A 25831-nucleotide genomic window follows, 5' to 3' on the forward strand; every position below is an offset into this window, starting at 1 on the left:
CACTGAAAATCAGTCATACGCTATTGACGATAAAACAAATATTTAAGATTTCTCAGTCACTGCTGGACCAAAGCGGGTAATCAAAATGCCAAAGAATGTAGCGAAGATGTACATAAAAATAGAATAAACTGCGGCTGGCATTGCGATCGTTGTACTGGCCATAATTGTAAGTGCAATCGTCATTGCAAGGGTACTGTTATGAATCCCGATTTCAAATGCACAGGCACGGGCTTGATATGAACTGATCCCAAAGAAACGTGGTACAAAATAACCAACCGCCAAGCTGATTGCACAGAATAAAGCGGTGGCGAAACCGATTTGCCCCAAATAAGCTAACAAATTAGCCCGTTCATTAAAAATCGCTACCAGAATGATCATAAGCAGGAAAACAATTGCAAAAATACGTACAGGACGATTTAACTTTTCTGCGATATGCGGCGCAAAATGACGAACCAGCATACCGATTGCCACAGGTACCAAGATAATCAGAAAAACCTGGAGAATCTTAGAAAACTGTAGACCCACATGCTGTCCTTCATTCATAAAGTGCAAAATGGCGAAGTTGACAATAAAAGGTAAGAACAGGGCCGCTACCAGTGCATTAATGGCGGTTAAACTGATGTTTAAAGCAATATCGCCTTTATATAAGTAACTGAACAGGTTCGCAGTCGATCCACCAGGTGAGGCAGCCAGCAGCATTAAACCAACAGCAAGTAGCGGAGGAAGCGTCAGTAGTTTACAAATCAGGAAAGCAATCCCGACCAGTAAAACCAACTGGCAAAACAGGGCAATGATAACGGCTTTGGGGTGTTTGGTGACGCGAGCAAAATCTTTTAAGGTGAGTTCCAGCCCCAAACCAGCCATGACGATGGCGAGTGCGATTGGCAAGAAAAGAGTGATCAATCCAGAATCCATAACTATTTTTTCCTTTTAGTTAAAATTATATTAAAAAAACTTATATATTATCTCTTATGAAGCTATCAAATTTTAAACAGATTTATTGATATACTTTGCATAATTCAATTGTTTTAATGAACCGGTTCACAAATAAAGCAATTTACGATTAAGACCAAATAATAAATTAATATCTTTATGTTATGAATTCTAATCATTTATATAGCTTAAATAGTTTATTTACTTTGTAATCATAAATTTGTCAAATAGATGACAGTTTATTAAAACTAAAGAAAAAAAGAGTAAGAGATAAAGCACTTTAATATCCTTGTTTACATTTTTATAACGTTATATTTATTTTGTTACCAAAAGCAGGTTGTGTATATAAAACAAACAAAAGAGATGTCCTTTTTTGTTAATCATGAAAATTTCTAGCAAAAAAATTAAAAATAATATATATAGGATTAACAATATTATAGATCTATTTTAAAAAGCAAATTTATGAAGATAAAGTGGGTCAAACTTACAATTACATAAATTTTAAATATAGTTTTTATAAGATCCTGTCTACTGGCAGAAATAGAAAAAATGTATGTCGAAACGGTCAATGATATTTATTTGACTTAAGAATGATAATTTGCAGCAATTTTTACACTGTGACGATTTATTGAATAAAACCACGTGAAAAGTTGCGCAAAAAAGACACCAGTATTTTGGTGGCGTAAATAAAAAACTGAGTATTACAAATAAGCGGAATGAATATGGATAACGTCGCTCAGCTAGAAACTGACACTAATTTCCAAAGTCGAAAAAAAATAACATGGGCTGTTTTTAGTGTGCTTCTGTTATTACTCCTCATCGGCATTATATATTATTTTTTTGTATATCGATATTATCAGGCTACCGATAATGCCTATGTTCAGGCTGACGTAACCTGGGTGATGCCAAAAATATCGGGTGAAGTGATTGAATTGATCATTAAGGATAATCAGGCGGTTAAGAAAGGTGAAACCTTGGCGATACTGGATCATCGTGACTATCAGGCCCGTTATGATCAAGCCCGCTCTATGGTGACTTTAAAACAAGCAGCACTGGGAGTGCAGCAACAAAATGAAAAATCAGCCCAGTCATCCATTAGTGAAGCAAATAGTGGTGTTATTGCAGCACAAGCTGACCTGTCGCGCTTGAAAAAAGATTTTGATCGCTATCAAGACTTGTTAAAAGATGGCGTGATTACCCGACAAAACTTTGAAGGCATCCAGTCCCAATATTTGACGGCACAGGCACAACTAAGCAAGGCGCAAGCCGCTGTCAATGCAGCTGAAGCTCAACTGGGCAGCTTGCAGGCGAGTCGGGCTCAGATTTTAGCCGACATTGAAAATGCCAATGCCAGCCTTGATCTTTATCAGATTGATCTTGCTTCATCCAAAGTGGTCAGTCCTGTGTCTGGTAAAGTCGGTAGCCTTGCAATCCAGAAGGGATCGCGTGTCTCGCCGCAAACGCGTTTGATGGCAATTATTCCTGAAAAAAGCTTATATGTGCAGGCCAACTTTAAAGAAACACAAATAGAAAAAATGCATATTGGCCAGCAGGTTAAACTCAAAATAGATGCCTATCCCAGCCTGACCTATACCGGGAAAATCGAAAGTTTTTCACCAGCATCAGGGGCAACTTTTTCGTTGATGCCACCTGACAATGCAACAGGGAATTTTAACAAAGTCGTACAACGTATTCCGGTACGCATCAGCATCAATTCAAGCCCGCACATCGATCTCATTAAGCCTGGCATGTCGGTCAGCGCGACCGTTGATCTCCGAACTTAAGCATAAATTAGGTGTAAGTGATGAATCAGGCTGTTGAAAATGAGTGGAAATTTCCCCGGAAAACGGCATGGGCCATTTTCGCTGCCATGATTTTTGGTAACTTTATGGCAATCCTTGATATTCAGATCGTCGCCAGTTCTTTAAACGAAGTTCAGGCGGGTATGAGTGCAAGCCGTTATGAAGTGACTTGGGTTCAAACGGTTTATTTGATTGCAGAGATTATTGCAATTCCGATGTCCAGTATTGTCTCGCGCGTACTTTCGACCCGTGTCTATTACACTCTTTGTGCGGTTGGATTTACCATCAGTTCCTTACTCTGTGCACTGGCGTGGAATCTGGAAAGTTTGCTGCTCTTCCGGGCTATTCAGGGTTTTATGGGCGGTGGCATGATTCCAACTTCAATGACAGCGTTATACCTATTGTTCCCTGAAGCAAAACGTTCATTACCGTTGGTGACCTTTGGAATGGTCAGTACTCTTGGGCCAGCGATTGGCCCAACCATTGGGGGCTGGCTTACCAATAATTTCTCCTGGCACTGGATGTTTCTGATCAATATCATTCCCGGGATTATTATTGCCACAGTGATTTACTCAGGCCCTAATATTGACCGAGCCAATTACTCACTGATCAAGAGCATGGACTGGTTAAGCCTGCTCGGTATGGCGATGTTTCTGGGCGGACTTGAGTATTTTCTGGATGAAGGTGCCCGGCATGAATGGCTTGCCGATTCGGGTGTTCGTATCGCCTTTATGGTCTGCCTGATCGGTGGCATGATTTTCTTCTCCAGAAGCTTTACTCAGCCTAAGCCTTTACTCGATTTAAGCGTATTCAAGAACAAGAACTTTACCCTCAGTGCGATTACGACCTTTGTGATCGGCATGGCACTGTATGGCTTGGGTTATATGATTCCTGTTTTTCTTGGGCAGGTAAGAGAAATGAACAGTAGCCAGATTGGTCACGTCATGATGGTCACCGGCGTGGTGATGTTCTTTTTTGCTCCATTCCTTGCCTGGCTGATTCCTAATTTTGATACCCGCAAAACGGTATTCGTTGGCATGATGCTGGCGGGCTTTGGTGTATGGCTGAATTCCCATCTCAGCATTCACAGCGACTATGACTTTATGTTCTGGCCGCAAATTTATCGTGGCATTGGTCTGATGATCTGCCTGATTGTGGTTTCACACCTAGCCATGAGTACTTTACCGTTGAGTAAAGTTGCTGATGCCAGCGGGATTTATAACCTGATGCGTAATATTGGCGGAGCAGTGGGATTGGCGCTGATTAATTCTTCACTGGATTGGCTGACCGCATTACATGTCACTCAAATTAATCAGTATATGAATCCCCAGAACTGGATCTTCATCGAAAGACTGGATCAGCTTACGGCGCAATATCAGGAGGTTGGTTCAAACGCACAGCAAATCGCGTTGAGCGTGATTTATCGAGACATTCATTATCAGGCGCTGACATCAAGTTTTAATGATTTATTACGTATGCTCGCAATCATTATGTTTGTGACTGCTTTTTTAACCATATTTATGGATCGGGGGAAAAAAATGAATATGTAGAAATCCAAAAACAGAGGGTAAGTTTAAACAATGAAAAACAATAGGGCTTATATAAAAAAGATCCCTTTATAAAAACAACATTTATATGAGTTTTTAATACCTCCGTATGAGGTAGGGGAACTCGCGTATCTAAATGTGGAAGGTTAAGTATTATGATTAATACAACATATAAACTAATTTCAAAATTTAACCAGAAAGAACGTACCTATGGTCAATATTTTGAAAAAGAGCAAATCGATCTTGATCGCTTAAAAGTGATGTACTCGATTTATGAACAATATTATGACAACACCAGATTCTCTATTTTTGTAGATGACTTTAAAAAGAAAAGCGGAGCAATCTTGGTTTTTAATACAGAGACAAATGAAATTGTTGGTTTCTCTACTGTTGTTGTGCAACATTTTTATCTAAATGGTAAGGACTATACCGTTTTATTTAGTGGCGATACCGTTATTTTAAGAGAGTTTTGGGGAACGCGCTCCCTTCAAAGCACCATGCTCAAACTGATGATCAAGTTAAGAATCAGATATCCATTTAATGAGCTATATTGGTTACTGATTTCCAAGGGCTATAAAACCTATTTGTTACTTGCCAATAACTATTATGTATATTATCCAAATATCAAAGATGAAAATCAGCATCTCGCCTCGGTGATTGAACATTACTGTGAAAACTTCTTTGGCGAATATTATGATAAAGAAGCAGGATTATTAAATTTTGGTGAGGATTATCAACCGTTAAAAGGTGAAATCGCCCCGATCACCGCTGAAATGAGAGAAAAGAACCCGAATATTGATTTCTTTGAGCAGAAAAATCCGACCTGGACTATTGGTACAGAACTCCCATGCATCGGACGTATGGGCTGGAAAGATATTGCCCGTTTTCCAGTGAAGTTGATGAGAAAGCCGGTCAGCAAAGGTAAATGTGAGGCGCTTTCAATCTCTAAAACCAACCGTAGAGAGGCCATCCAATGAAACCCGCTGAATGGTTGACTATAGGCTCGCATCTTATTTTAAAACAATGGTGTGATGCGTCTGATAGAAGCTTTACAAAACAGTTTAATGCATTAGAAGCAACACAACGTCAAATTTTGCATTCGATTTTACAGACCTCAACCTTTGCTAAAGATAAAAAAGTGCAAAACTATGAACAGTTTGTAAAATCATTTCCAGCTACGCGTTACGGTGCCTGGCGAGAAGATATCCAACGCTATCGTGAACAAAAGCTTGCGCTTTCCAGTAGTAAGCTGGTGCGTTTTCAGCCAACCAGTGGTTCAAGTGAACAGATTAAGTTTATTCCTTATACTAAACTGTTTTTAGATGAACTCGATCATGCCATTGCTCCCTGGTTAGCAAGTATGTACCGCAAGTGTCCTCAATTGCGCGAAGGAACTCACTATTGGTCTGTGTCTTGGTTGCCAGAAAGCCAGCGTGAAGTTTTAAAAGACAAAAATCTGAATGATGACAGTGCATTATTAGGCATGGGTAAACGGATCTTATCAAAGTTTACTCAAGCTGTTCCAAGTAATGTGGCTTTTGCTGCAAATGCCGATGATGCATTGTTTGCGACGCTTTGTTATCTGGTGGCTAACCGAAATCTGGCAATGATCTCGGTTTGGAGCCCAACCTTTGCACTACAATTGCTGGAACGTCTGGAAGCATTGCAACAGCAAGTAATTGAAGTGCTCGAAAGTGGATTATGGGGAAGTCGCCAAATTTCACTTAAAGAGGTCACTCCACCTTATAGCCCTGAAAGTGCACAGGCCTTGATCAACAGCTCGAATGGCGAGCACATCGATTTTAAGCAACTTTGGCCAAAATTAAGTCTGGTTTCAAGTTGGGATACCGCTGGCTCTAGAGCCTGGGCTGAAAAATTGCAACAACGTCTTCCAGCGGTGCAGTTCGAGGGCAAAGGCTTGTGGGCGACTGAAGGTGTGGTGACCATTCCGTATAACGATCAATATCCGCTTGCTTATCAGAGTCATTTTTATGAGTTTGAATACCTTGAGGGGGAAAAGCAGGGCCAGATTATCCCGTCATGGCAACTTAAAGCGGGTGATGTGGTAAGTCCAATCATCACATCGGGGAATGGTTTACTCCGTTATTGTCTTGATGATTGTTTGCGTGTGACAGGTTTTCTGCAACAGATTCCTTGTTTTGAGTTTCAGGGACGCCGTTTTGGTGTCGATCTGGTCGGTGAAAAGCTTGCTCCGGAAACAGCACAGCAACTGCTTTCACAACTAAACGAAACCGACTCTAAAGCAATCTCGTTGCTGGCGATTGATACCGAGCAGCAGGTCAAACCCTTTTATTGCGTCCTATTTGAAGGGGAAATTCATCACAGCATTAACGATGAATATATCGATAATATCTTGCGTCAGAATTTTCATTATGAACTTGCTCGCAATCTGGGTCAGTTGGATCAGCCTCAGATTCGTCAGGCCAATAATGGCTGGAACGCCTATAAAAAACTGGTCATGTTTGACGGCATTATTGAAGGCAATATCAAGCCGGAACCATTAAAGAAAATTACCCTGAATAGTTTGGAACAACTATGAAGAAAGGGAAGACGCAATTTAGTAAGCCGTTTTTAAAGCCTATGCATCTTGTACTGTGTATAGGAATGCTATCCGCTTCAAATCCGGTGGCTGCCATGACTTTAGATGAGGCTTTGTCCGCAAGTTTAAGGCATGAAAGTCAACTCGAAGTCAGCCGTTTAAGTGTCAGTCAATCCACTGCAATGCTTGAACAGGCTAAACAACGGGATGGCTTAAAAGTCAATCTGGTCGGTCAACTTGATTATGAGCGGGTGGAAACACCTGCTCAGGTCATGTTTCCAACCGAAGGCAACCGCAAAGGCCGAAGTCTGCAATTACAGCTGGACTATCCCGTCTATACTTCTGGACGGCATAGTTTGGGCGTTGAAGTAGCGAAGAACCAGTTATCTGCACAGGCACAGGGTTTATCTGACCAAAGATCGGAAACCATCCTGAATACGGTGATGGTTTATACGGATGTGTTAAAAAAGAAAGCGATTTTAGAGCTACGGAAAAAGACCATGTCGAATCTGCAGCGCTCGCTCTATGAATCACAACGGCGTTTTGATGTGGGCATGATTACCCGTGCCGATCTGGCTCAGGTTTTGGCACAAGTGGCCCAGGGCCAAGCTGATATTACACAGGCTCAATCCAATCTTACGGTGAGCGAGGCACAGTTTTATCAAATTACCGGCCTCACTGCAGAGAATCTTGTTGCAATCAAGCAATTGCCTGCAATTCCTAATCGTGTGGATGAGATTTTAGCACGAACCAGCAATCATCCTGCACTGATGCGTAGCAAATATGAAAAACAGGCTGCCGAGAAACAATATGCCCTAACCAAACGGGAACTCTGGCCGACAGTCATGTTGACCAGTCGAGCAGGCAAACAGCATGAGGCAAGTTATATCGGTTCTGAAAGTAACAATTACATGGTGGGCGTACAACTAAATGTGCCTTTGTTTGATGATGGCCTGAATCGGGCCAATACAAGGAAAGCGCAGGCAGATGTCGATCTGGCTAAGCAAAAGATCCGTACGCTTGAGCTTGATTTAAATCAACGTGTACGGACTACATATGCACAACTGCAAAGCATTCGACAAAATAAAGAGGCGCTTCAAAATGCCATAGATGCAGCATCGATTGCATTTGTCTACACCCGAAAAGAGTTCGACTTAGGCACCAAAACCACCTTTGATCTGCTCAATACCGAACAAAAACTCTTAGATGTACAGACCCAAAAAACGGTCAATGAACAGGACGAAGTGGTATTTGTCTATCAGCTCCTTGATCAGATGGGACAATTAAATCAGCTGGTGCCGAACCAGATGACAACACAGGTGAATAATGAATGAAAAAAAATCCACCGATATCAACTGACAACAGCTTGATTACCCGTGAAGCAACCTTGGCTGACGATCAGGCCTTACGTGCATTGATTGCCGTGCCAATGACCACCAAAGGCGTGCAAATCAGTTTTCAGCGTGAACCGAGTTATTTTAGGGCTTCAGATCTTTTGTATCGACATAAGCTACATGTTGTGATTGAAGATACTGAAAATCAAAAGAATGTCGCCTGTTATAGCAATGGTCATCGCCCATGCTATGTCGAGAAGACAATACAGAATGTTCGCTATGCCAGTGATTTGCGTGTCGATCCAAACTATCGTGGCAAATCCTTAGTCAAAGTATTGGGGGCGCATGTCAAGCAGACGCTGCATGAACCTGATTTTAGCCAGATGATTATTTTTAATGATAACTATGCAGCAAGAGCAGCCATACAAACAGGCAAGACAGGGATTCCTGATTATTATGATGAAGGATTGATTGAAACACTAACGCTGACGCATCTTGGAAGCAACAGAAAAATCAAGACATTCATAGACAATATAACCCAGAACCCAACAGCGAATAACGGGATAAAATCGTGTGAGGCACGTCCTGAACATATTGCATCAATGAACAGGTTTATTGCCGAAATGTCGCAGCACTATAATTTTATCCCGGCTTATAATTTTGAAGAATTACACGCAGGGCATCACTATTTTACCGGCTTGAAGCTTTCGGACTTCCAACTCTACTTTCAAGATGGAAAACTCGTTGGAATGTTTGGGTTATGGGATCAACATGCTGTTAAACAAACCAAAATCCTGCATTACAGTCCAGCGATTGGCCTATTTCGTCCAGTCTATAATCTACTGACCAAAGTGACTAAAGGCATGCCATTGCCGAAACTTGGCGACTCGGTGAGATATCATGTGTTACACAGCCTGTTGTGTCACCCACAACAGTTAGCACTGCATCATTTGATGCTTGAAGATGCGCAGAAGCGCTCTAAGCAACGCGGTGTGGGAATCGTGAGCTTTACCTTATCGCATCAAGATCCACGTTTTCAGCTGAATCAGTTTTATAAAGGTGAACGCTTAACAGGCATGCATGGTTTTATTAGTTTTCAGGGGGATCCACGTCCAAACTTTGATAAGAACTTGATCCCGTATTTAGAAGTTGGGCGAATTTGATTGGAGCAATAAAAAATTCCTCAAGCGAATTAAGCTCTGAGGAATTTTTTATGTGCAAATAGACTAGGCTTTTAGTCCTTTAGCGTACTCAACCAGTTGATCAATCACCGTTCCCCAACCTTCAAAGAAGCCCATGTCTTCGTGTTGTTGACGAGTTTCAGCAGTACGGTGTCTGGCAATTGCGGTATATTTGGTTGCACCATCGCCTGCATCTTCAAGCAACAGAATTGCGGTCATGAATGGATTTTCAGCAGGTTTCCAGTCCTCAGTATAAGTATCGGTAAAGACCAATTTCTTGCCATCAATCACTTCCAGATAAACCCCTTCATTTTTGATTTCATTACCATCAACATCAAAGATGGTATTGAATTTTCCGCCGACTCGTAAATCAATTTCACAGGCTTTAATCGAGTGGGGGCGAGGAATAAAGAAGTGTTTGATATGTTCAGGTGTAGTCCAGCATTCCCAGACTAGCTCACGCGGAACATCAATCACTCTTTCCAGTTTTAAATCAGTCTTTGGATCTAGTTTCATTTTCTCTTTTCCTTTTTAATTCGAGTGCATAACGATCAAATTGATTGAGTCTTTGTTCCCATATTGCCTGTTGCTCACTTAACCAATTTTGCATGGGGGTGAAAGCTTCGGGTGTCAGAGCACAAGTTCTGATTCGTCCATTTTTTTCTGAATGAATAAGTCCTGCTTGTTCTAATTTATTTAAATGTTTTAGAAAAGATGGCAGGGCCATGTCATGTTGTTCAGCCAGTTCGGTGATCGATGCTGCCCCAAAAGACAGTTGCGTTAAGATATCTCTACGCGTTGGATCACTGAGAGCACTGAATAACATATCGAGTTTAGAATCATACTTAGCCATAGAGCTAAGTATTGCGCACAAAATAGACAATTGTCAATAAAAACTTAGCTAAGAGGCTAAGTTTTTATTGCAACTTTTATCGCTCTCTTTTTTTGTTTATTGGTTAAAATAACCCCAATAAAACTTAGACTGCCACCCATCAGCATAGACCAGGTGACCGGTTCATTCAAAATCAGAAATGCCAGTAAGACTGCAAATACAGGCACCAGATTATTAAATATAATGGTTCGAGATGCTCCAATTTGATGAATTGCTTCGGCATACCAGATAAAAGCCAAAACTGTACCAAAGACGCCGAGGAAGATAATGGACAACCAACTGTGCAGAGAAATATGTACAATCGAAAGTTGCATGAATTCAGGCACAAGAATGATAAAGAGAAAAAACGTACCCCACAGTACCGAATAGGTCGTCATGGTTAAAGCAGGGGCTGAGGTCTGTTTAAAACAAATCGTATAAATGACCCAGCTCAAGACCGCACCGCACATCATCATTTCACCCGCGCCAAAAGATTGAGTGAATGCAGTAAAAAATTCACCTTTGCTCACCACGATGAGTGTGCCGAGTAAAGCGAGACAGACACCTAAATAATTGATTCGACCCAGCTTTTCCTGAAAGAAAATCCGCATGACTAAAATCGTTAAAATAGGGGATAAGCTGACAAATAGTGCAGTTCGCCCTGCTTCAATTCTGGATAAGGCAGCAAAGAAAAATAAGTTATAAGCAAATACCCCCGTCAATCCCATCAAGATGGCCAAGATATGTTGTTGTGCAGAAAGATGAGGAAATCCTCCCGTCCTTTTCAACAAGATCAACACCAGTAAGATGGCAGCGAAGCCAAAGCGTAATAATGCAGAGAGGGCTGGAGAGAGTTCTGCTGTAACAATCCGTCCTGCAATGAAGGTACCCCCCCACATTAAGGCAACACAGATCAGCTTCAAATAAACAGTGGAACGAGAAAGCACAATGGCGAAGTGACGCATGCAATTTTCAATCAACATGGAATTGAATCAAATCGTAAAACTAATTTATTTTTATAGTAAAATGAGCTTTTACTCATGAATGCATTGTGATGACCCTGACCCAACTCGAAATATTTTCCAAGCTCGCGGACCTAAAAAATTTTACGCATACGGCACAACAACTGAATATTTCACAGTCAGCAATTTCGCATGCACTTAAAGCGTTGGAAAAGAAGTGGCACACCCAGCTGTTTTATCGAAATAACAATGAAGTCGAGCTGACTGCTGCAGGGCAACGCTTACTGCCTTATGCGAATGAAATCCTGACTGTTGCTCACATGATTCAGCAGGAAGTGATGGATCTCAAAGGTCTGAAAACAGGAACCTTGAGGATCGGGTCCTTTGGAGCATCTTCTTCCAATGTACTGATCCCGCTGATTTTAAAACAGTTTGCGCAGCACTATCCTGAGGTTGAAGTACTGGTGATGGAAGGAACTGATAAAGACATATTGCAGTGGATAGATGAACGCAAAGTGGATCTTGGGTTTGTGGTATTGCCTGAAACCCGCTTTGATAGTTTTGCTTTGCTAGAGGATATCTTTGTTGCTTTATTGCCCAACGATTTAGAGATCGCACAAAAGCCAGCAGTACAATTACAAGAGCTGCTTGATCACCCTTTTATTATGACCAGTGCGGGTAGTCAAAACCATGTCATGGAACTGTTTAAAGCTGCACAACTCACCCCACAGATTAAATATAACTTGTCGCAAATCCTGTCGATTTTAAATATGGTCAATCAGGGGGCTGGCGTTTCGATCGTGGCAGATTTAGCACTCGACACAAATATTCTTTCGCTTTACCCCAATGTGGTCAAACGCCCATTATCTCCCAATATCAAGCGTTCTATTGGCTTGGCTGTAAAGAATAAACAGCAGATGTCACCGACTGCAAAAGCCTTTGTTGAGCTTGCCGTGCAACTCTAGCTTTTGATCAATATGCTAAAACCCGCTTAATTGTTCATAAATAGGCTAGAAAAACAGACAAAAGTTATCAATTACACAAAATACTTCTATAATAGCGCCCATCATTACTAAGGTCAGTGTTTAGATAAAGAGACGAGATGACCTTAGCCACACTTTTTAAGTCTATTTCTTAGTTACGATCCGGCTTATAGATTAATATTTTCAATCTTATGTGCTTGCAACACATAAGAATATTTAGGTGCTCGCATGGAAATCAAGGTTAATTATCTCGACAATCTTCGACAAGAGGCGAAGTTTGATGACTTTACGGTAATCGCCGATCAGCCGATTCGTTATAAAGGCGATGGTTCTGCACCAGGCCCATTTGATTATTTCCTTGCTTCATCTGCTTTGTGTGCAGCTTATTTTGTCAAAGTGTATTGTGCCGCACGTGATATTCCAACGGACAACATTCGTTTATCTCAGAACAATATTGTTGATCCTGAAAACCGCTACAAACAGATTTTTAAGATTCAGGTCGAATTACCAGCTGACATTTCTGAAAAAGACCGTCAGGGCATCTTGCGTTCAATTGATCGCTGTACTGTCAAGAAAGTGATCCAGACCGGTCCAGAGTTTGTAATCGAAGAGGTTGAAAGCATTGATGCCGATGCACAAGCCTTATTGATGCCAAGCTTGACTTCAGAAAGCAGCACCTATATTGCAGGTAAAGACCTGCCATTAGAAGAGACGATTGCCAATATGTCAGGGATTCTGGCAGGCCTAGGCATGAAGATTGAAATCGCATCTTGGCGCAATATCGTACCGAATGTGTGGTCGTTGCATATCCGAGATGCACAATCGCCAATGTGCTTTACCAATGGTAAAGGCTCAACCAAAGAAAGTGCTTTGGCATCGGCTTTAGGTGAATTCATTGAACGTTTAAACTGTAACTTCTTCTATAACGATCAATTCTGGGGTGAGGACATTGCCAATGCAGAATTTGTGCATTATCCAGATGAGAAGTGGTTTAAACCGGGTCCAAATGGCGAATTACCAAAAGAAATTTTGGATGAATATTGTCTCGAAATTTATAACCCGGATGATGAGTTACTCGGTACGCATTTATACGATACCAACTCAGGGAATACGGAACGAGGTATTTGTTCATTGCCATTTGTACGCCAATCTGATGATGAAATTGTCTATTTCCCATCAAACCTGATTGAGAACTTATATCTCAGTAACGGTATGAGTGCGGGCAATACCTTGGCAGAAGCTCAGGTTCAATGCTTATCTGAAATTTTTGAACGTGCGGTTAAACGTGAAATTCTGGAAGGTGAAATTGCATTACCCGATGTGCCGCAAGAGGTATTGGCGAAATACCCAAGTATTGTGGCAGGTATCCAAGGTTTGGAAGAGCAAGGCTTCCCAGTCCTTGTGAAAGATGCATCGTTAGGCGGTCAATTCCCTGTGATGTGTGTGACTTTAATGAACCCACGTACAGGCGGTGTATTTGCCTCATTTGGTGCGCATCCAAGCTTTGAAGTGGCATTAGAGCGTAGTTTGACTGAATTGTTGCAAGGCCGTAGTTTTGAAGGTTTAAACGATTTACCGCAACCGACGTTCCAAAGCAATGCAGTCACTGAACCAAACAACTTTGTTGAACACTTCATTGATTCAAGCGGCTTGGTCTCTTGGCGTTTCTTTAGTGCCAAATCGGATTATGACTTTGTCGAGTGGGACTTCACCAATGAAGGTGAAAATTCAAATGCTGAAGAAGCAGCAGAATTGTTTGGCATCCTTGAAGAAATGGGCAAAGAAGTCTACATGGCGGTATATGAGCACTTAGGTGCAACCGCATGCCGTATCTTGGTGCCTGATTATTCTGAAATTTATCTTGTTGAAGACCTGATTTGGGATAATACCAACAGAGCGATTTTATTCCGCGAAGATATTCTTAATCTACATCGTTTAGATAACGCGCAACTGGAAGCTTTGGTTGAGCGTTTAGAAGAATGCGAACTAGATGATTACACCGAAATCACCGCCTTGATCGGGATTGAGTTCGATGACAATACGGTCTGGGGACAATTAACCCTGCTTGAATTGAAACTGTTGATCTATCTTGCTTTAGAGCAGTTTGAAGAAGCGAAAGAGTTGGTTGAGACTTTCTTGCAATACAATACCAACACGGTAGAACGCGGTTTGTTCTATCAATGCATGAATGTGGTGTTAGAAGTCTTACTCGATGATGAAATGGAGCTTGAAGACTACGAAACCAATTTCCGCCGTATGTTTGGCAATGAGCGTATGGATGCTGTGATTGGTTCTGTTGAAGGCACGGTTCGTTTCTATGGTCTCACCCCAACCAGTATGAAACTCGAAGGGCTTGATCGTCATTTACGTCTGATCGACAGCTATAAAAAATTACATAAAGCACGTGCTAAGGCAGTTGGCTTAAATGGCTAAAACACCATAAGTATCGTTTTAAAAAAGTGCATGTTGATCATGCACTTTTTTATTTAGGGCCGATAAAACTTTGTTTTTTAATCACTCAAAATTTTAATCAATTGATGGCTTGACCTTGCAATTATTGGAAGGACTACAGTGTCTTTCATAAAGGTAACTGTGCCACAGGAGATAGAAACTCTGATCTATTGATGGTGTCAATTCCTTTATTTTCATCAATATAGCATGTTAATCACATCTGAAATGAATGTGATGCTGCTGAATAGAAAGGAAACAATAATGAGTGAACAACAATCGGCAATAACGCCTAACCTAAATGATGCAAGTGATATTTATAGCCTCTCTACGCGTGCTTATATGGAACTAACCAGCCGTATGCATGTTGATATGCAAATCAATTACACAGGCAATGCCGACATCGACTTTATGCGTGGAATGATTCCACATCATCAAGTGGTCATAGATATGGCCAAGGTTGCCTTGACATATTGTTATGATTCAGAAGTTCGTATGTTGGCAAAAAATATTATTTTGGCTCAAGATATTGAAATTAAAGTGATCAATGCCTGGTTACAACGGCATCTATTATAAAGCTTTCGATCTTATTCTTGATTTGATAGTTCCATCCATAAAAGGCTGAATCTAAACAGCCCTTTATGGATTACAGCTTTTCGTAATTAGATAGAAAGGTAGCGATTATGCCGAAGATAACCGTGCTCCCGCATGAAAAAATCTGCCCAGAAGGCAGTATTCTAGACATTAAAAAGGTCGCAAACCTGTGTAGAACTTTACTCGATCATGGGATTGAAATTGAACATGCCTGTGACCTTTCAGGAGCCTGTACCACCTGTCATGTCATTATTCGAAACGGCTTTGAAAGTTTGCAGGAAATGGATGATGTTGAAGCAGACCTGCTTGATCGTGCTTGGGGGTTAAGTCCAGAGTCTAGACTGTCCTGTCAGGTTAATATTCAGGATCAGTCTTTAGAAATAGAAATCCCCAAATACACGATCAATTATGTTTCCGAAAAGAAGGAATGATTAGATGAAATATTGTTTATTTTAATGTGTAAAACGCTTGACCTTACCATTATGGGAAGCTTTATAGTGTGTTTATGTTCTTAAATAATCGAATGGAGTTTTATGATGGAATTTCATGTTGAAAATATGACTTGTGGTGGTTGTGCACGTGGCGTGACTCGTGCAATACAGGCCGTTGATGCAAATGCGAAAGTGATTACAGATCCGCCTAAGCGCAGTGTTAAGGTTGAAACGACAGCCTCACAACAACAAGTGGTCGAGGCTTTATCTGAAGCAGGTTTTCCACCTCGTTAATTCTATGGGTAAATCAAAAGCGGCTAAAACAGCCGCTTTTTTTGTGAGATAAATTCCTCTAAAAAATAAAAGGCGATCATAAGATCACCTTTTATACTGTTCTACTTGCGCCTAGTGAGTGGGGAAAGTGAGAGCAGATCATTATGATGATGGATGTCCTTCATTTCATGACTAGGTTCTTTTAATCCTTCCAGAATCGGACAGTCGGGACGATTATCACCCGCACAGCAATCAACCAAGTTCTGTAAGGTTTGCGCCATTTGCTGTAGGTCTTGGATACGCTCTTCCAATTTATGGATATGTGCTTGAGCCAATTGTTTTACATCGGCAGAGTGCCGATTGCGATTATTCCATAAATCCAGTAAATCGGTGATTTCCGTGACTGAGAAACCCAGTTCACGACTGCGTTTGATAAATTTCAAACGTTCCACGTCATTGTCTGAATAAGAACGGTAGCCTGCATTACTGCGTCCTGCCGCAGGAATTAAACCAATTTGCTCGTAATAACGAATCATTTTGGCGGTTACACCTGAAGCTTGAGAAACTTTACCAATATTCATAAGATTCTCCATTAGCCTTTATGCACGGATGGCGCTTGAAAACGACGTAAACGTAGCGCATTACCCAGCACAAACACACTTGAAAGTGCCATCGCACCTGCAGCAAAAATCGGTGACATCAAGATGCCATAAGCAGGGTATAACACACCCGCAGCCACTGGTATCAATAGGGTATTGTAGGCAAAGGCCCAGAACAGGTTTTGGTGAATATTACCAATGGTTGCCTTAGACAAGGCAATTGCATTGGCCACGCCTTGCAAGTTCCCAGACATCAATACCACATCCGCAGACTCGATCGCTACGTCTGTACCAGTGCCAATTGCAAGGCCGACATCTGCTTGAGCCAATGCAGGTGCATCATTGATTCCATCCCCCACAAAGGCAATATTGCCATATTTTGCTTTCAGTTCCTGCACGGCATTGACTTTACCTTCAGGTAGCACTTCGGCAATCACTTCATCAATCCCAAGTTGTTTGGCAATGGCATGTGCAGTGCGGGCATTATCACCCGTAATCATTGCCACTTTTAGACCCAGTTGATGTAGTGCTTGAATGGCGGCAGGTGTGGTGTCTTTAATTGGATCGGCAACTGCAATAATCCCTGCCAAAGCACCATCAATTGCCACATAAAGTGGAGATTTCCCTTCATCCCCTAAACGCTGTGCCGTATGGGAAAATGGGGTGATATCCAGACCAAGTTGAATCATGTAGCGGTCTGCACCGATATAGATGTTTTGGCGTTCATTTACAGTGGCATTGACACCCATTCCAGTAACTGAATCAAATCGATCAACTTTAGGCAGGGTCAGCCCTTCATTTTTTGCCGCATCGACAATTGCTTTGGCAATTGGATGTTCAGACAGTGACTCCACTGCGGCAACAAGACTGAGCACATCTCTGCGTTCAAAGCCCGACGCCACTTCAAAATCAGTCAGTACGGGATGACCTTCGGTCAAAGTGCCTGTTTTATCAACAGCAACCACGTGAGCATCTTTTAACAGCTGTAGTGCTTCACCTTTACGGAACAGGATACCCAGTTCTGCACCACGTCCGGTACCCACCATAATCGAGGTCGGGGTTGCCAAGCCCATAGCACATGGACAGGCAATAATCAGTACGGCGACGGCGTTGACCAGTGCAAAAGTTAAAGCAGGTGATGGGCCAAAAATCAGCCATACGAGGAAGGTGAGTAAAGCGGCAATCATCACTGCGGGTACAAACCATAAGGTCACTTTGTCGACCACAGCTTGAATCGGCATTTTAGAACCTTGTGCCTGCTCGACCAGACGGATAATCTGTGCCAGCATGGTGTCGCCACCGACAGCGACGGCTTTAAAACTTAAAGTTCCGTTCTGGTTAATGGTTCCACCCACCACTTGGCTGCCAATGTTTTTCTCAACAGGAATCGGTTCACCCGTAATCATCGATTCATCCACAAAGCTTTGGCCTTCAATGACTTCACCATCGACAGGAATTCGTTCACCCGGTTTCACGATAACCAGATCACCCGTTACCACTTGCTCAATTGGAATATCAATAAACTGATGATTACGAGAAACATGGGCAACTTTGGCCTGTAAGCTGACCAAGCGCTGAATGGCTTCGGAAGTACGTCCTTTGGCTTTTGCCTCGAGAAAACGACCGAGTAGAATCAAGGCTACAATCACAGCGGCTGCTTCGTAATAAACATTGACCGTGCCCGCAGGCAGTAACTTTGGTGCAAAGGTTGCAACCAGTGAAAATAGATAAGCCGCCAGTGTACCGACTGCCACCAAAGAGTTCATATCGGGTGCTAAACGAACTAAAGCGGGAAGCCCTTTAAGATAAAAACGACGCCCCGGAATAATCAGGACTAAGCTGGTTAGAACGAATTGTAAGTACCAACTATTTTGCATTCCAATGCTTTGTTCAATCAGTTGATGCACACCCGGTATCAAATGTGAGCCCATTTCCAAGATAAACACGGGTAAGGCTAAAATAATGGCAATAATCAGGTCACGTTTGAGTTCAGCTCGTTCTTGATCTTTTTTCTCCAGTTGTTCACTTTGATCCGGAATGGATGCCTGAATTGCTTTGGCATCGTAACCCGCCTTATCAATTGCGGCGATCAGGCTTTCAATACTGGCTGTACCTGTCACCGTGGCGCGTTCTGTTGCTAAATTGACGTTGGCAGTGGTTACGCCATTCACCGCATTTAAGGCTTTTTCGACACGACTGACGCAGGAAGCGCAGGTCATGCCTTCAATAGAGAGTTCTACTGTCGATGCAGGAACATCATAACCTGTTCGTTCAATGGCCTGAATCAGCACTTGTCGGTCTACGGGCTTGGCAAGTGTAATATCGGCACGTTCTGTGGCTAGATTCACTGATGCAGACTGAACGCCGTCGACTTTTTTGAGTGCTGTTTCGACACGTCCCACACAACTGGCACAGGTCATGCCTTCGACCTGAAGGCTGACATTCATATTATTAGATGATGTTTTTGTTTGCGTTTCCATAAGATAGACCTATAGAGATAATCCAATTGCTAAAAGCATAGACCTTGACATTATGGGAAGGTCAAGCAGATTAATCAACTTTTAAGACTTTATGCAAAATGCAAACGAAGTTGAAACTCACTCAAGCATTATCCTTTATCTCATTTAAGGACAACCCAAAGACGAAGTCCTTTAATGAGGGGGTTAAACCGCGATTCGTTTAACCGGATCTACTATTGGCTCTGGTAGCTGAACCGACTTTTGTACCTGAGTGTAGTTTTCCAGATCAAAACGACGAGTGCGCTGACGGTATTCCAGTGTAAAACCCGGCCAGTTATTGGTATTTTTTCCTGTCGCAGTTTGATACCAGCTGGTGCAACCTTGCGACCACATGGTGGACTTCATCCGTTCCTGAATTTCCTGATTAAACTGTACTTGGATTTCAGCTTTCAGATCGGTAAAGGCTAAATTATTTTGGATATGGGCTTGAAGTGCATCTAAGATGTAATTCACTTGGCTTTCAATCATATACACAATGGAGTTATGCCCAAGATTGGTATTGGGACCATACAGCATAAAGAAATTCGGGAAGCCGCTAACGGTTAAGCCTAAATACGCTTCGGCGCCATCAACCCATTGGTCTTTTAATCTTTTGCCATTCAGTCCTGTAATTTGCATGGGCGCCATAAACTCGGTTGCCGCAAACCCTGTTCCATAAATAATGGTATCGACTTCGCGGTGTTTGCCATCTTTATCGACAATACCATTTTCAGTGACTTGCTGAATCGCGCTATCAATAACCTCGACATTGGGGCGGACCAGACTGCGGTACCAGTGATTGGAGATCAGGATACGCTTGCAACCAATCGGATAATCAGGCATCAGACGGTGGCGAAAATGCGGATCTTTAATTTCTGCACGGATATGTCGCTGGAAAATATATTCGGCTAATGGAATTTCATTCAGCGTAGCGGTAAAGCTCTTGAGGCGAATTTCGTTATAACTATATTGAAATACGCGATCAAGGCTTTGCAAAACCGGAAGCTTTTGAAATGCTTTGCGTTCCAGACTGGAATAAATTCGGTCTGGTTTAGGAATCACATAAGGAGCAGAACGTTGATAAATATCTAAATGTGCCACTTGCTTGGCAATCTCAGGAACAAACTGGATCGCACTGGCGCCAGTCCCAATGACTGCCACACGTTTGTTATTTAAATCGTAGTCATGATCCCAGCGTGCCGAATGGAAAGTCTTACCCTTAAAAGTCTCCAACCCTTTAATTTTGGGATAAGCAGGTCGATTGAGCTGACCTACCGCGGCAATCAGAAATTCTGCCTCAAATTTTTCTCCGGTTAAGCTCTGGATCTGCCAGACACCTTGGGTGGCATCAAAATCAGCGCTGGCAATTTCAGTATTAAACTGGATATGTGGATAGAGCTGATATTTTTCTGTGCAATGCTTCAAATACTGATGAATTTCCTGTGAGGAACCATAACGGTTTTTCCAACCCAGTTCTTGCTCAAAGGAAAAAGAATATAGATGGGAAGGCACATCGCAGGCAGCACCGGGATAGGTATTGTCACGCCAGACACCGCCCACATCACCGGCTTTTTCAAATAAGGTAAACTGTTCAAAACCAGCAAGTTTGAGCTGAATCGCCAGTCCTAAGCCACCAAAGCCTGTTCCAATAATGGCGATACGTATATTGTTGTTTGAAGATAATTGTGGTTTAGACATAACGGACTCAAGTAAAAATTATCATGTATTACATGCAGAATAATCGTTTCGTGCATTGATTTAGAGGATGGATCAGGACAAAATCTTGTGATTAGCGGACAAGGAGAAGACGCTTGAAATACTTATGGACTTACGAACGAAGTATCCATAGTGTTCGCCTGATGGCTGATTTTGCCGTAGAGCTCGGAACTAGTCATAGTCAGATTCTGACCGGAACTGGTATAGAGCAACACCAGTTACTTGATCCGAATATGCTGGTGACAGGTCAACAGGAATTGCAACTGATCCGTAATCTGGTAGAGCTGTTCGGACATCGGCCTTTGCTCGGGCTGGAAATTGGAACCCGTTATCACTTTACCACCTTTGGTTCATTAGGACTGGCTTTGATCAGTAGTGCCAATATTCGTGAAGCCTTAAATTTTGCCTTGGCCTATTTTCCCTTGTCCTTTGCATTTAGCCAGTTTGTGGTATCAGAACATCCGGATACACACGATATCCAAATCGAGATCATCGTGGATCAAGGGATCCCACAAAATTTATGGCAGTTTATTATTCAGCGAGATGTGGCTGCACTGATGACCGTGCAACGCGATTTAATTCAGGAGCAACTTTGTCAAAAGGTCATGTTTTCATTTCAAGCTCATGGAGAAGTTCAGGCTTATGTTGAGCTATTTGGAATTAGCCCGAAATTTGGTGCATTAAAAAACCTGATTGTGTTAAATGCAGGAAAAATAGACCAAAAACTCAGTATGGCCAATGAACTGGTGTTACAGGCTGCGGAACAACAATGCCGACAGATGCTAGATAAACGACAAACCCAAAAGAAATATACCCATCAGGTTCAGCAAGTCTTGATGAATAACAAAGGTGAAATTCCGTCGATGGAGGAGGTTGCGGATCGCTTGCATTTAAACTCACGCACCTTGCGTCGTTATTTGGCCCAAGAGCAGGTAACATTTCTACAGATCAGGGAAGAGGTACGAAAAATTCTTGCAGACTATTATCTGTCTTTAACCCAAACCTCCATTGAGCAAATATCCGAATGGTTGGGTTATGCAGAGCCTGCCAGTTTCATTCATGCCTACAAACGCTGGTATGGCAAAACGCCTCATGCAACCCGATTAAAAAATAAAGTGTAGAAAATAAAGATTCCGTGACATATAAAAGATAGAGGAAAGCGAAATAAACAAAAGGGAATTACTGTTCAGCTTGATTGTAGCGTGGACAGGTATCAGGAAGATAGAAAGGTAGCAGGCCATGCTTTTAGAACAGGATTTAAGTCCAGCGGAGTTTAGTCTTTTTTCCGAAATACTGTGGAAATTAGGCTCGGGAAAAGGACAGCAAAGCTTACGCGAAACCCTTATTGCAGACATTGCAACCTTGTTACGTGCAGATTTTGCGGCATCCTATATCTGGGATGCAAAACAATGTTTGTCTAAAAAAGGCATCATGTGGCAAATTGATCCCAAAGCCATGTTGGAATATGACACCATTTGGCAGCACAATGATCCGATCACGGCACAGCTTCGCCAGCGACAACATCCCACCTTTGTGAATGAAATCATTTCTCCAACCGCGCTCAAGAAAACAGATTACTACAATGAGTTTTTACGGCCTTATGGTCTCCATCATGGCCTGAATGTTTATTTTGTTCGAAATGGCATGGATCTTGGAGACCTGCGTATCTGGCGCGCCAAAGATTCGGTCATGTTCAGTGACCGTGAGAAAAGGATATTAAACCTACTGGAACCTTATCTGACACAAGCCTTAACGATGGATTTATCTTGCTTTGATGTTTTAACGCCACGCGAGCAGGAGGTCGTAATGTTAGTCACGAAGGGACTAAGCGATAAACAGGTTGCCAATTTACTTGAGATTGGTTTTACCACGGTCAGGACCCATCTTAAAAATGCCATGCAAAAAATGGGCTGCCATAATCGTACCGAAATGGCGCGGCTCATCCATTGTCAATCAACTCCTCAATTTTGAGGATATCGCGTGACTTTATATCTGTACTAAATTAGCAGAACAATTACTTAAATGGATTTTAAGTCACCATGTTCAATATCAATAAAAAACTAAATTCGGACCAAATCATTCAACTCAATAAAGTCAGTATTGACCAAGTTAGCCGTTTGGTACGTGAGCGCAAAGTCAGTTGTGAACAGCTCGTCCATTTTCATTTTGACCAGATTGAACAGCAGCAAGGCTTAAATGCCTTTATTAATGTCGATAAAGCAGCGGCCCTTGAACGAGCCCAGTTCTGGGATCAACATATTGCGGATGGGAAAGCTTGCCCTGCCTTGATCGGCGTATTGCTTGCGGTGAAAGATAATATCCATGTTGCTGGTTTTCCGAATACGGCAGGAACGCCAGCTTTGACTGATTTCCGGCCTAAAACGACGGCTCCCGTGATTCAGGCCTTGATTGATCAAGGTGCAATTGTGGTGGGCAAAGCCAATATGCATGAATTGGCATTCGGGGTAACGGGTTATAATACCGCAATGCATATTGACGATGTGATCGGTACGCGTAATGCGGTTAATCCTTTACATATTGCGGGTGGTTCTTCTTCTGGCAGTGCCGTTGCGGTCGCTGCAGGCATGGTGCCGATTGCAATGGGGACGGATACAGGTGCATCGGTTCGATTGCCCAGTGCCTTAAATGGTTGTGTTGGCTTTCGCCCAACGGTTGGACGCTATGATCAAGCAGATATTACCCCGATTTCGCATACACGGGACACCGCGGGGCCGATGGCACATTGCATGGCCGATATTATTCTGGTGGACCAGTTGATTGCACCACCAGCTCAGCCTGTTGCATTGCCGACCCGACCGATCAGGCTCGGAGTCAATAGCTATTTTTGGGAGGATCTGGATGAGGATGTCCATGAGCAGTCACATGCGGCACTGCATTGCTTAAAAACCGCAGGTATCGAAATTGTCCCCGTAAATATGCTGGATTTAGCTCAACTCAACCAGCGTATTTCATTCCCATTGGTGATTTATGAAGGTAAATATGACCTGATTGACTATTTAAAACACCAGCAGATCAATATCGGTCTGGAAGCACTGGTCGAGCAGATTTCTAGTCCAGACGTAAAACATATCTTTCAGCAGAATATATTGCCGGAAATGCTCATGGATGAGACGGGGCAATCGTTAGCCGTGCAACCGTTGTATCAAAAAGCCATACAGGAAGCTCGACCACAACTGCTGGCGCTTTACCAGGTAGTGTTTCAGGAGCATCAACTTGATGCCTTGATCTTTCCAACCTCGCCAATTGTGGCACCACTCGTGGATGAGCATGTCAGTTCCATTGATCAGTTCCAGAGACTGATCCGCAATACCGATCCGGGCAGTAATATCGGCTTGCCTGGTCTCAGTCTACCGATTGGTTTAGGAAAAGAATCACAACTTCCTGTAGGGCTAGAAATTGATGGACTACCGCATACGGATCATCAACTCTTAGCCATCGGGCAGGTCTTGGAACAGATTTTAAGTAATTTAAATCTTCACTAGAATAACCAGAGCCGCAATACATCGCCCGTTGCATTGAAAACGGGCTTTGCCTGTCATTTTTGAAATTACTAGCTGACTCAATCAATAACGGCCAAGGATACAAAATGAAATGGCAAATCCGCGTGCTCAACCCTAGTATTAGACTGACTTTATAAGAATCGGTTTACGTTTATTTTATGTTTTTAAAGAAAATTTTAGCTGTTTGTGTATTAAGTAGCATGTTTGCAATCAGTGGCTGTCAAAAAAACGAGCAAGATTCCAAAGAAAAAATTGAAGATGTTAGTCAATCTGGTTTAAAAATGGATGCGGCGCAGATGATGACGCATTTACATGCTTTTGAACAAATTGCCAAACAGCATGGTGGCAATCGTGCAGTGGGGACGCAAGGTGGTTTGGCGAGTGCAGATTATATTTTAGATCACGCCAAGAAAGCAGGCTTTACGACAGAGGTTCAGGCTTTCGAAAATCGTGAAAAGACCAAAGGGCAGAATATTATTGTAGAGATTCCGGGTGAATCGAAACAAGACATTATTCTACTAGGGGCACATTATGACTCGGTCAAAATGGGGCCTGGAATCAATGATAATGCCTCCGGCGTCGCCTTGCTACTTGAGTTAATGGCACAATTATCTCAACAGAACATAAAGCCCAAGCATAGCATTCATCTAGCATTCTGGGATTCGGAAGAAGTAGGAATCGCAGGGTCCCAAGCCTATGTGAAAAAACTGACTGCTGATCAGTTAAAGGCGATTAAGGCTTATATCAATGTGGATATGGTGGGCACCAAAGATCCTGAAATCCTGATTGCAGATGGCGATAAGTCATCTGTGGACGAAATGGAAAAAATGTTAAAAGAGCGTGGCATGCAGGAGCAGGACTATAAGCCATTACTCGATGGTTTACGCAGTATACCAAGCCATAGCGGTGATTTAGCCTTGGAGAATATGCTCAAAGAATTTTTTAAAGCAAAAAATTTAAAAATTAAAGAGGATGTCGCCACCTTAACCGCCAGTGATACGGCTCCATTTTTAGGTAAAGTGCCTGTGACCTCTGTCATCTTGTTTAATGAACAAATGAAAGGCGATGAACTTGAGTTCGCGCCATGCTACCACAAAGCATGTGACACCTTTGAGCAGGTCGATCCAAAATCGATGCAACTGGCAGGTGATGCCGTAATTTACTTACTCCAGTCACTCGATAAACAATAATTCTAAAATTATTGTGGATGATAAAAAAGGAAATCATAAGATTTCCTTTTTTATGTCAGGGCATCTAGTCCTATTTCAGATGGGCTTGTCGCTGGGCGATATATTTTTCATTAAAGAAACCGCCCAAAGGAATAAATGCCAGAATAAATAATCTGAGTAATTCAGTTTTCGACCATATAGCAACTGTGCTGATCAGGTTCCACAAATAGAAAAGAAAAGCCAGTCCATGGATTGGGCCCATAATTTTGGTCGCCACAGGCAGATCAAAAGCATATTTAACAGGAATGGCAACTACAAACAGAAGTAATAAAGTTACCGCTTCGAGGATGGAAGCCAGGCGCAAACGTTGCAGTTTTTGGGTGGTAATACTCATAACATCGTCTCAGGA

General features: G+C 42.3%; 23 protein-coding genes. 15 read left to right on the plus strand and 8 right to left on the minus strand.

All coding sequences use genetic code 11. The features are described from left to right. Nucleotides 1-42: 42 nt before the first annotated feature. Nucleotides 43-915 (minus strand): bile acid:sodium symporter family protein, encoded by an 873-nt coding sequence (locus ACNQO6_RS07190; protein ID WP_440208496.1) that lies wholly within the window; start codon nt 913-915, stop codon nt 43-45. A gap of 740 nt (nt 916-1655) precedes the next feature. Between ACNQO6_RS07190 and ACNQO6_RS07195 the strand changes: the two genes are divergently transcribed. The 6 genes from ACNQO6_RS07195 (at nt 1656) to ACNQO6_RS07220 (ending at nt 9339) form a co-directional block, all read left to right on the plus strand. Beyond that, nucleotides 1656-2717, plus strand: a complete 1062-nt coding sequence (locus ACNQO6_RS07195) for an HlyD family secretion protein (protein WP_440208497.1) — start codon at nt 1656-1658, stop codon at nt 2715-2717. 20 nt (nt 2718-2737) lie between these two features. Further along, on the plus strand, nt 2738-4285 hold the full coding sequence (locus tag ACNQO6_RS07200) for a DHA2 family efflux MFS transporter permease subunit (protein ID WP_440208498.1): 1548 nt from the start codon (nt 2738-2740) through the stop codon (nt 4283-4285). 152 nt (nt 4286-4437) lie between these two features. Beyond that, nucleotides 4438-5259, plus strand: a complete 822-nt coding sequence (locus ACNQO6_RS07205; protein ID WP_440208499.1) for a hypothetical protein — start codon at nt 4438-4440, stop codon at nt 5257-5259. Further along, complete coding sequence (locus tag ACNQO6_RS07210; RefSeq protein WP_343578317.1) at nt 5256-6842, plus strand: GH3 family domain-containing protein; 1587 nt, start codon at nt 5256-5258, stop codon at nt 6840-6842. Before ACNQO6_RS07205 ends, ACNQO6_RS07210 begins: the two co-directional genes overlap by 4 nt. Then, nucleotides 6839-8176 (plus strand): TolC family protein, encoded by a 1338-nt coding sequence (locus ACNQO6_RS07215; protein WP_440208500.1) that lies wholly within the window; start codon nt 6839-6841, stop codon nt 8174-8176. The genes ACNQO6_RS07210 and ACNQO6_RS07215 overlap by 4 nt, the downstream gene beginning before the upstream one ends. Further along, the gene (locus tag ACNQO6_RS07220; protein WP_440208501.1) at nt 8173-9339 is read left to right on the plus strand and encodes a hypothetical protein; all 1167 of its coding nucleotides are present in this window, start codon (nt 8173-8175) and stop codon (nt 9337-9339) included. The genes ACNQO6_RS07215 and ACNQO6_RS07220 overlap by 4 nt, the downstream gene beginning before the upstream one ends. Nucleotides 9340-9402: 63 nt before the next feature. Here ACNQO6_RS07220 and ACNQO6_RS07225 read toward each other — a convergent pair whose 3' ends face one another. Genes ACNQO6_RS07225 through ACNQO6_RS07235 form a run of 3 tightly spaced genes read right to left on the minus strand, consistent with a single transcriptional unit; the run spans nt 9403 to nt 11193 of the window. Further along, nucleotides 9403-9873 (minus strand): SRPBCC family protein, encoded by a 471-nt coding sequence (locus ACNQO6_RS07225; RefSeq protein ID WP_440208502.1) that lies wholly within the window; start codon nt 9871-9873, stop codon nt 9403-9405. Next, nucleotides 9851-10210, minus strand: coding sequence for an ArsR/SmtB family transcription factor (locus tag ACNQO6_RS07230; RefSeq protein WP_440208503.1), 360 nt, complete (start codon nt 10208-10210; stop codon nt 9851-9853). Before ACNQO6_RS07230 ends, ACNQO6_RS07225 begins: the two co-directional genes overlap by 23 nt. Before the next feature lie 56 nt (nt 10211-10266). Further along, nucleotides 10267-11193, minus strand: coding sequence for a DMT family transporter (locus ACNQO6_RS07235; protein WP_440208723.1), 927 nt, complete (start codon nt 11191-11193; stop codon nt 10267-10269). A gap of 89 nt (nt 11194-11282) precedes the next feature. On the opposite strand from ACNQO6_RS07235, the gene ACNQO6_RS07240 reads away from it, so the two are divergent. From ACNQO6_RS07240 to ACNQO6_RS07260, 5 genes are all read left to right on the plus strand, one after another. Next, entirely contained in the window at nt 11283-12155 is an 873-nt protein-coding gene (locus ACNQO6_RS07240) for a LysR family transcriptional regulator (protein ID WP_440208724.1), read from the plus strand. 246 nt (nt 12156-12401) lie between these two features. Next, nucleotides 12402-14606: an OsmC domain/YcaO domain-containing protein gene (locus tag ACNQO6_RS07245; protein WP_440208504.1), complete on the plus strand. Its 2205-nt coding sequence runs from the start codon at nt 12402-12404 to the stop codon at nt 14604-14606. A 279-nt stretch (nt 14607-14885) separates the two neighbouring features. Next, entirely contained in the window at nt 14886-15197 is a 312-nt protein-coding gene (gene copM / locus ACNQO6_RS07250; RefSeq protein ID WP_440208505.1) for a CopM family metallochaperone, read from the plus strand. Between the two features lie 107 nt (nt 15198-15304). After that, a complete protein-coding gene (fdx, locus tag ACNQO6_RS07255) occupies nt 15305-15646 on the plus strand; it encodes an ISC system 2Fe-2S type ferredoxin (protein ID WP_440208506.1) in 342 nt (113 codons plus the stop codon). A 105-nt stretch (nt 15647-15751) separates the two neighbouring features. Then, nucleotides 15752-15940 carry a heavy-metal-associated domain-containing protein gene (locus tag ACNQO6_RS07260; RefSeq protein WP_343578394.1) on the plus strand — a complete coding sequence of 63 codons (189 nt, stop codon included), beginning with the start codon at nt 15752-15754 and terminating at the stop codon, nt 15938-15940. Nucleotides 15941-16041: 101 nt separating this feature from the next. Here the strand turns inward: ACNQO6_RS07260 and cueR are convergent, their stop codons facing one another. From cueR to ACNQO6_RS07275, 3 genes are all read right to left on the minus strand, one after another. After that, a complete protein-coding gene (gene cueR / locus ACNQO6_RS07265) occupies nt 16042-16500 on the minus strand; it encodes a Cu(I)-responsive transcriptional regulator (protein WP_032872627.1) in 459 nt (152 codons plus the stop codon). Nucleotides 16501-16511: 11 nt separating this feature from the next. Further along, nucleotides 16512-18998: a heavy metal translocating P-type ATPase gene (locus tag ACNQO6_RS07270; protein ID WP_440208507.1), complete on the minus strand. Its 2487-nt coding sequence runs from the start codon at nt 18996-18998 to the stop codon at nt 16512-16514. A gap of 183 nt (nt 18999-19181) precedes the next feature. Continuing rightward, a complete protein-coding gene (locus tag ACNQO6_RS07275; protein WP_440208508.1) occupies nt 19182-20714 on the minus strand; it encodes a flavin-containing monooxygenase in 1533 nt (510 codons plus the stop codon). A 113-nt stretch (nt 20715-20827) separates the two neighbouring features. Between ACNQO6_RS07275 and ACNQO6_RS07280 the strand changes: the two genes are divergently transcribed. The 4 genes from ACNQO6_RS07280 to ACNQO6_RS07295 all read left to right on the plus strand — a co-directional run bounded on the left by ACNQO6_RS07280 (nt 20828) and on the right by ACNQO6_RS07295 (nt 25443). Continuing rightward, nucleotides 20828-21853 carry an AraC family transcriptional regulator gene (locus ACNQO6_RS07280; RefSeq protein ID WP_440208509.1) on the plus strand — a complete coding sequence of 342 codons (1026 nt, stop codon included), beginning with the start codon at nt 20828-20830 and terminating at the stop codon, nt 21851-21853. 118 nt (nt 21854-21971) lie between these two features. Further along, nucleotides 21972-22703 (plus strand): response regulator transcription factor, encoded by a 732-nt coding sequence (locus ACNQO6_RS07285; protein ID WP_440208510.1) that lies wholly within the window; start codon nt 21972-21974, stop codon nt 22701-22703. A 68-nt stretch (nt 22704-22771) separates the two neighbouring features. Then, a complete protein-coding gene (iaaH, locus tag ACNQO6_RS07290) occupies nt 22772-24235 on the plus strand; it encodes an indoleacetamide hydrolase (RefSeq protein WP_440208511.1) in 1464 nt (487 codons plus the stop codon). A gap of 176 nt (nt 24236-24411) precedes the next feature. Then, a complete protein-coding gene (locus tag ACNQO6_RS07295; RefSeq protein ID WP_440208512.1) occupies nt 24412-25443 on the plus strand; it encodes a M20/M25/M40 family metallo-hydrolase in 1032 nt (343 codons plus the stop codon). A 70-nt stretch (nt 25444-25513) separates the two neighbouring features. Here ACNQO6_RS07295 and ACNQO6_RS07300 read toward each other — a convergent pair whose 3' ends face one another. After that, nucleotides 25514-25816, minus strand: coding sequence for a DUF3817 domain-containing protein (locus tag ACNQO6_RS07300; RefSeq protein WP_440208513.1), 303 nt, complete (start codon nt 25814-25816; stop codon nt 25514-25516). Nucleotides 25817-25831: the final 15 nt, after the last annotated feature.

It is taken from the genome of Acinetobacter calcoaceticus (assembly GCF_051947995.1).
Lineage (GTDB): Bacteria > Pseudomonadota > Gammaproteobacteria > Pseudomonadales > Moraxellaceae > Acinetobacter.

What these genes read in the sequence shown, in the direction of transcription:
- iaaH (WP_440208511.1), top strand. Translation starts at nt 22,772, where the DNA reads ATGTTCAATATCAATAAAAAACTAAATTCGGACCAAATCATTCAACTC.
- ACNQO6_RS07235 (WP_440208723.1), bottom strand. Translation starts at nt 11,193, where the DNA reads ATGCGTCACTTCGCCATTGTGCTTTCTCGTTCCACTGTTTATTTGAAG.
- ACNQO6_RS07210 (WP_343578317.1), top strand. Translation starts at nt 5,256, where the DNA reads ATGAAACCCGCTGAATGGTTGACTATAGGCTCGCATCTTATTTTAAAA.
- cueR (WP_032872627.1), bottom strand. Translation starts at nt 16,500, where the DNA reads ATGAATATTGGTAAAGTTTCTCAAGCTTCAGGTGTAACCGCCAAAATG.
- ACNQO6_RS07230 (WP_440208503.1), bottom strand. Translation starts at nt 10,210, where the DNA reads ATGGCTAAGTATGATTCTAAACTCGATATGTTATTCAGTGCTCTCAGT.
- copM (WP_440208505.1), top strand. Translation starts at nt 14,886, where the DNA reads ATGAGTGAACAACAATCGGCAATAACGCCTAACCTAAATGATGCAAGT.
- ACNQO6_RS07295 (WP_440208512.1), top strand. Translation starts at nt 24,412, where the DNA reads ATGTTTTTAAAGAAAATTTTAGCTGTTTGTGTATTAAGTAGCATGTTT.
- ACNQO6_RS07190 (WP_440208496.1), bottom strand. Translation starts at nt 915, where the DNA reads ATGGATTCTGGATTGATCACTCTTTTCTTGCCAATCGCACTCGCCATC.
- ACNQO6_RS07220 (WP_440208501.1), top strand. Translation starts at nt 8,173, where the DNA reads ATGAAAAAAAATCCACCGATATCAACTGACAACAGCTTGATTACCCGT.
- ACNQO6_RS07275 (WP_440208508.1), bottom strand. Translation starts at nt 20,714, where the DNA reads ATGTCTAAACCACAATTATCTTCAAACAACAATATACGTATCGCCATT.
- ACNQO6_RS07270 (WP_440208507.1), bottom strand. Translation starts at nt 18,998, where the DNA reads ATGGAAACGCAAACAAAAACATCATCTAATAATATGAATGTCAGCCTT.
- ACNQO6_RS07215 (WP_440208500.1), top strand. Translation starts at nt 6,839, where the DNA reads ATGAAGAAAGGGAAGACGCAATTTAGTAAGCCGTTTTTAAAGCCTATG.
- ACNQO6_RS07225 (WP_440208502.1), bottom strand. Translation starts at nt 9,873, where the DNA reads ATGAAACTAGATCCAAAGACTGATTTAAAACTGGAAAGAGTGATTGAT.
- ACNQO6_RS07205 (WP_440208499.1), top strand. Translation starts at nt 4,438, where the DNA reads ATGATTAATACAACATATAAACTAATTTCAAAATTTAACCAGAAAGAA.
- ACNQO6_RS07245 (WP_440208504.1), top strand. Translation starts at nt 12,402, where the DNA reads ATGGAAATCAAGGTTAATTATCTCGACAATCTTCGACAAGAGGCGAAG.
- ACNQO6_RS07260 (WP_343578394.1), top strand. Translation starts at nt 15,752, where the DNA reads ATGGAATTTCATGTTGAAAATATGACTTGTGGTGGTTGTGCACGTGGC.
- ACNQO6_RS07200 (WP_440208498.1), top strand. Translation starts at nt 2,738, where the DNA reads ATGAATCAGGCTGTTGAAAATGAGTGGAAATTTCCCCGGAAAACGGCA.
- ACNQO6_RS07285 (WP_440208510.1), top strand. Translation starts at nt 21,972, where the DNA reads ATGCTTTTAGAACAGGATTTAAGTCCAGCGGAGTTTAGTCTTTTTTCC.
- ACNQO6_RS07300 (WP_440208513.1), bottom strand. Translation starts at nt 25,816, where the DNA reads ATGAGTATTACCACCCAAAAACTGCAACGTTTGCGCCTGGCTTCCATC.
- fdx (WP_440208506.1), top strand. Translation starts at nt 15,305, where the DNA reads ATGCCGAAGATAACCGTGCTCCCGCATGAAAAAATCTGCCCAGAAGGC.
- ACNQO6_RS07195 (WP_440208497.1), top strand. Translation starts at nt 1,656, where the DNA reads ATGGATAACGTCGCTCAGCTAGAAACTGACACTAATTTCCAAAGTCGA.
- ACNQO6_RS07240 (WP_440208724.1), top strand. Translation starts at nt 11,283, where the DNA reads ATGACCCTGACCCAACTCGAAATATTTTCCAAGCTCGCGGACCTAAAA.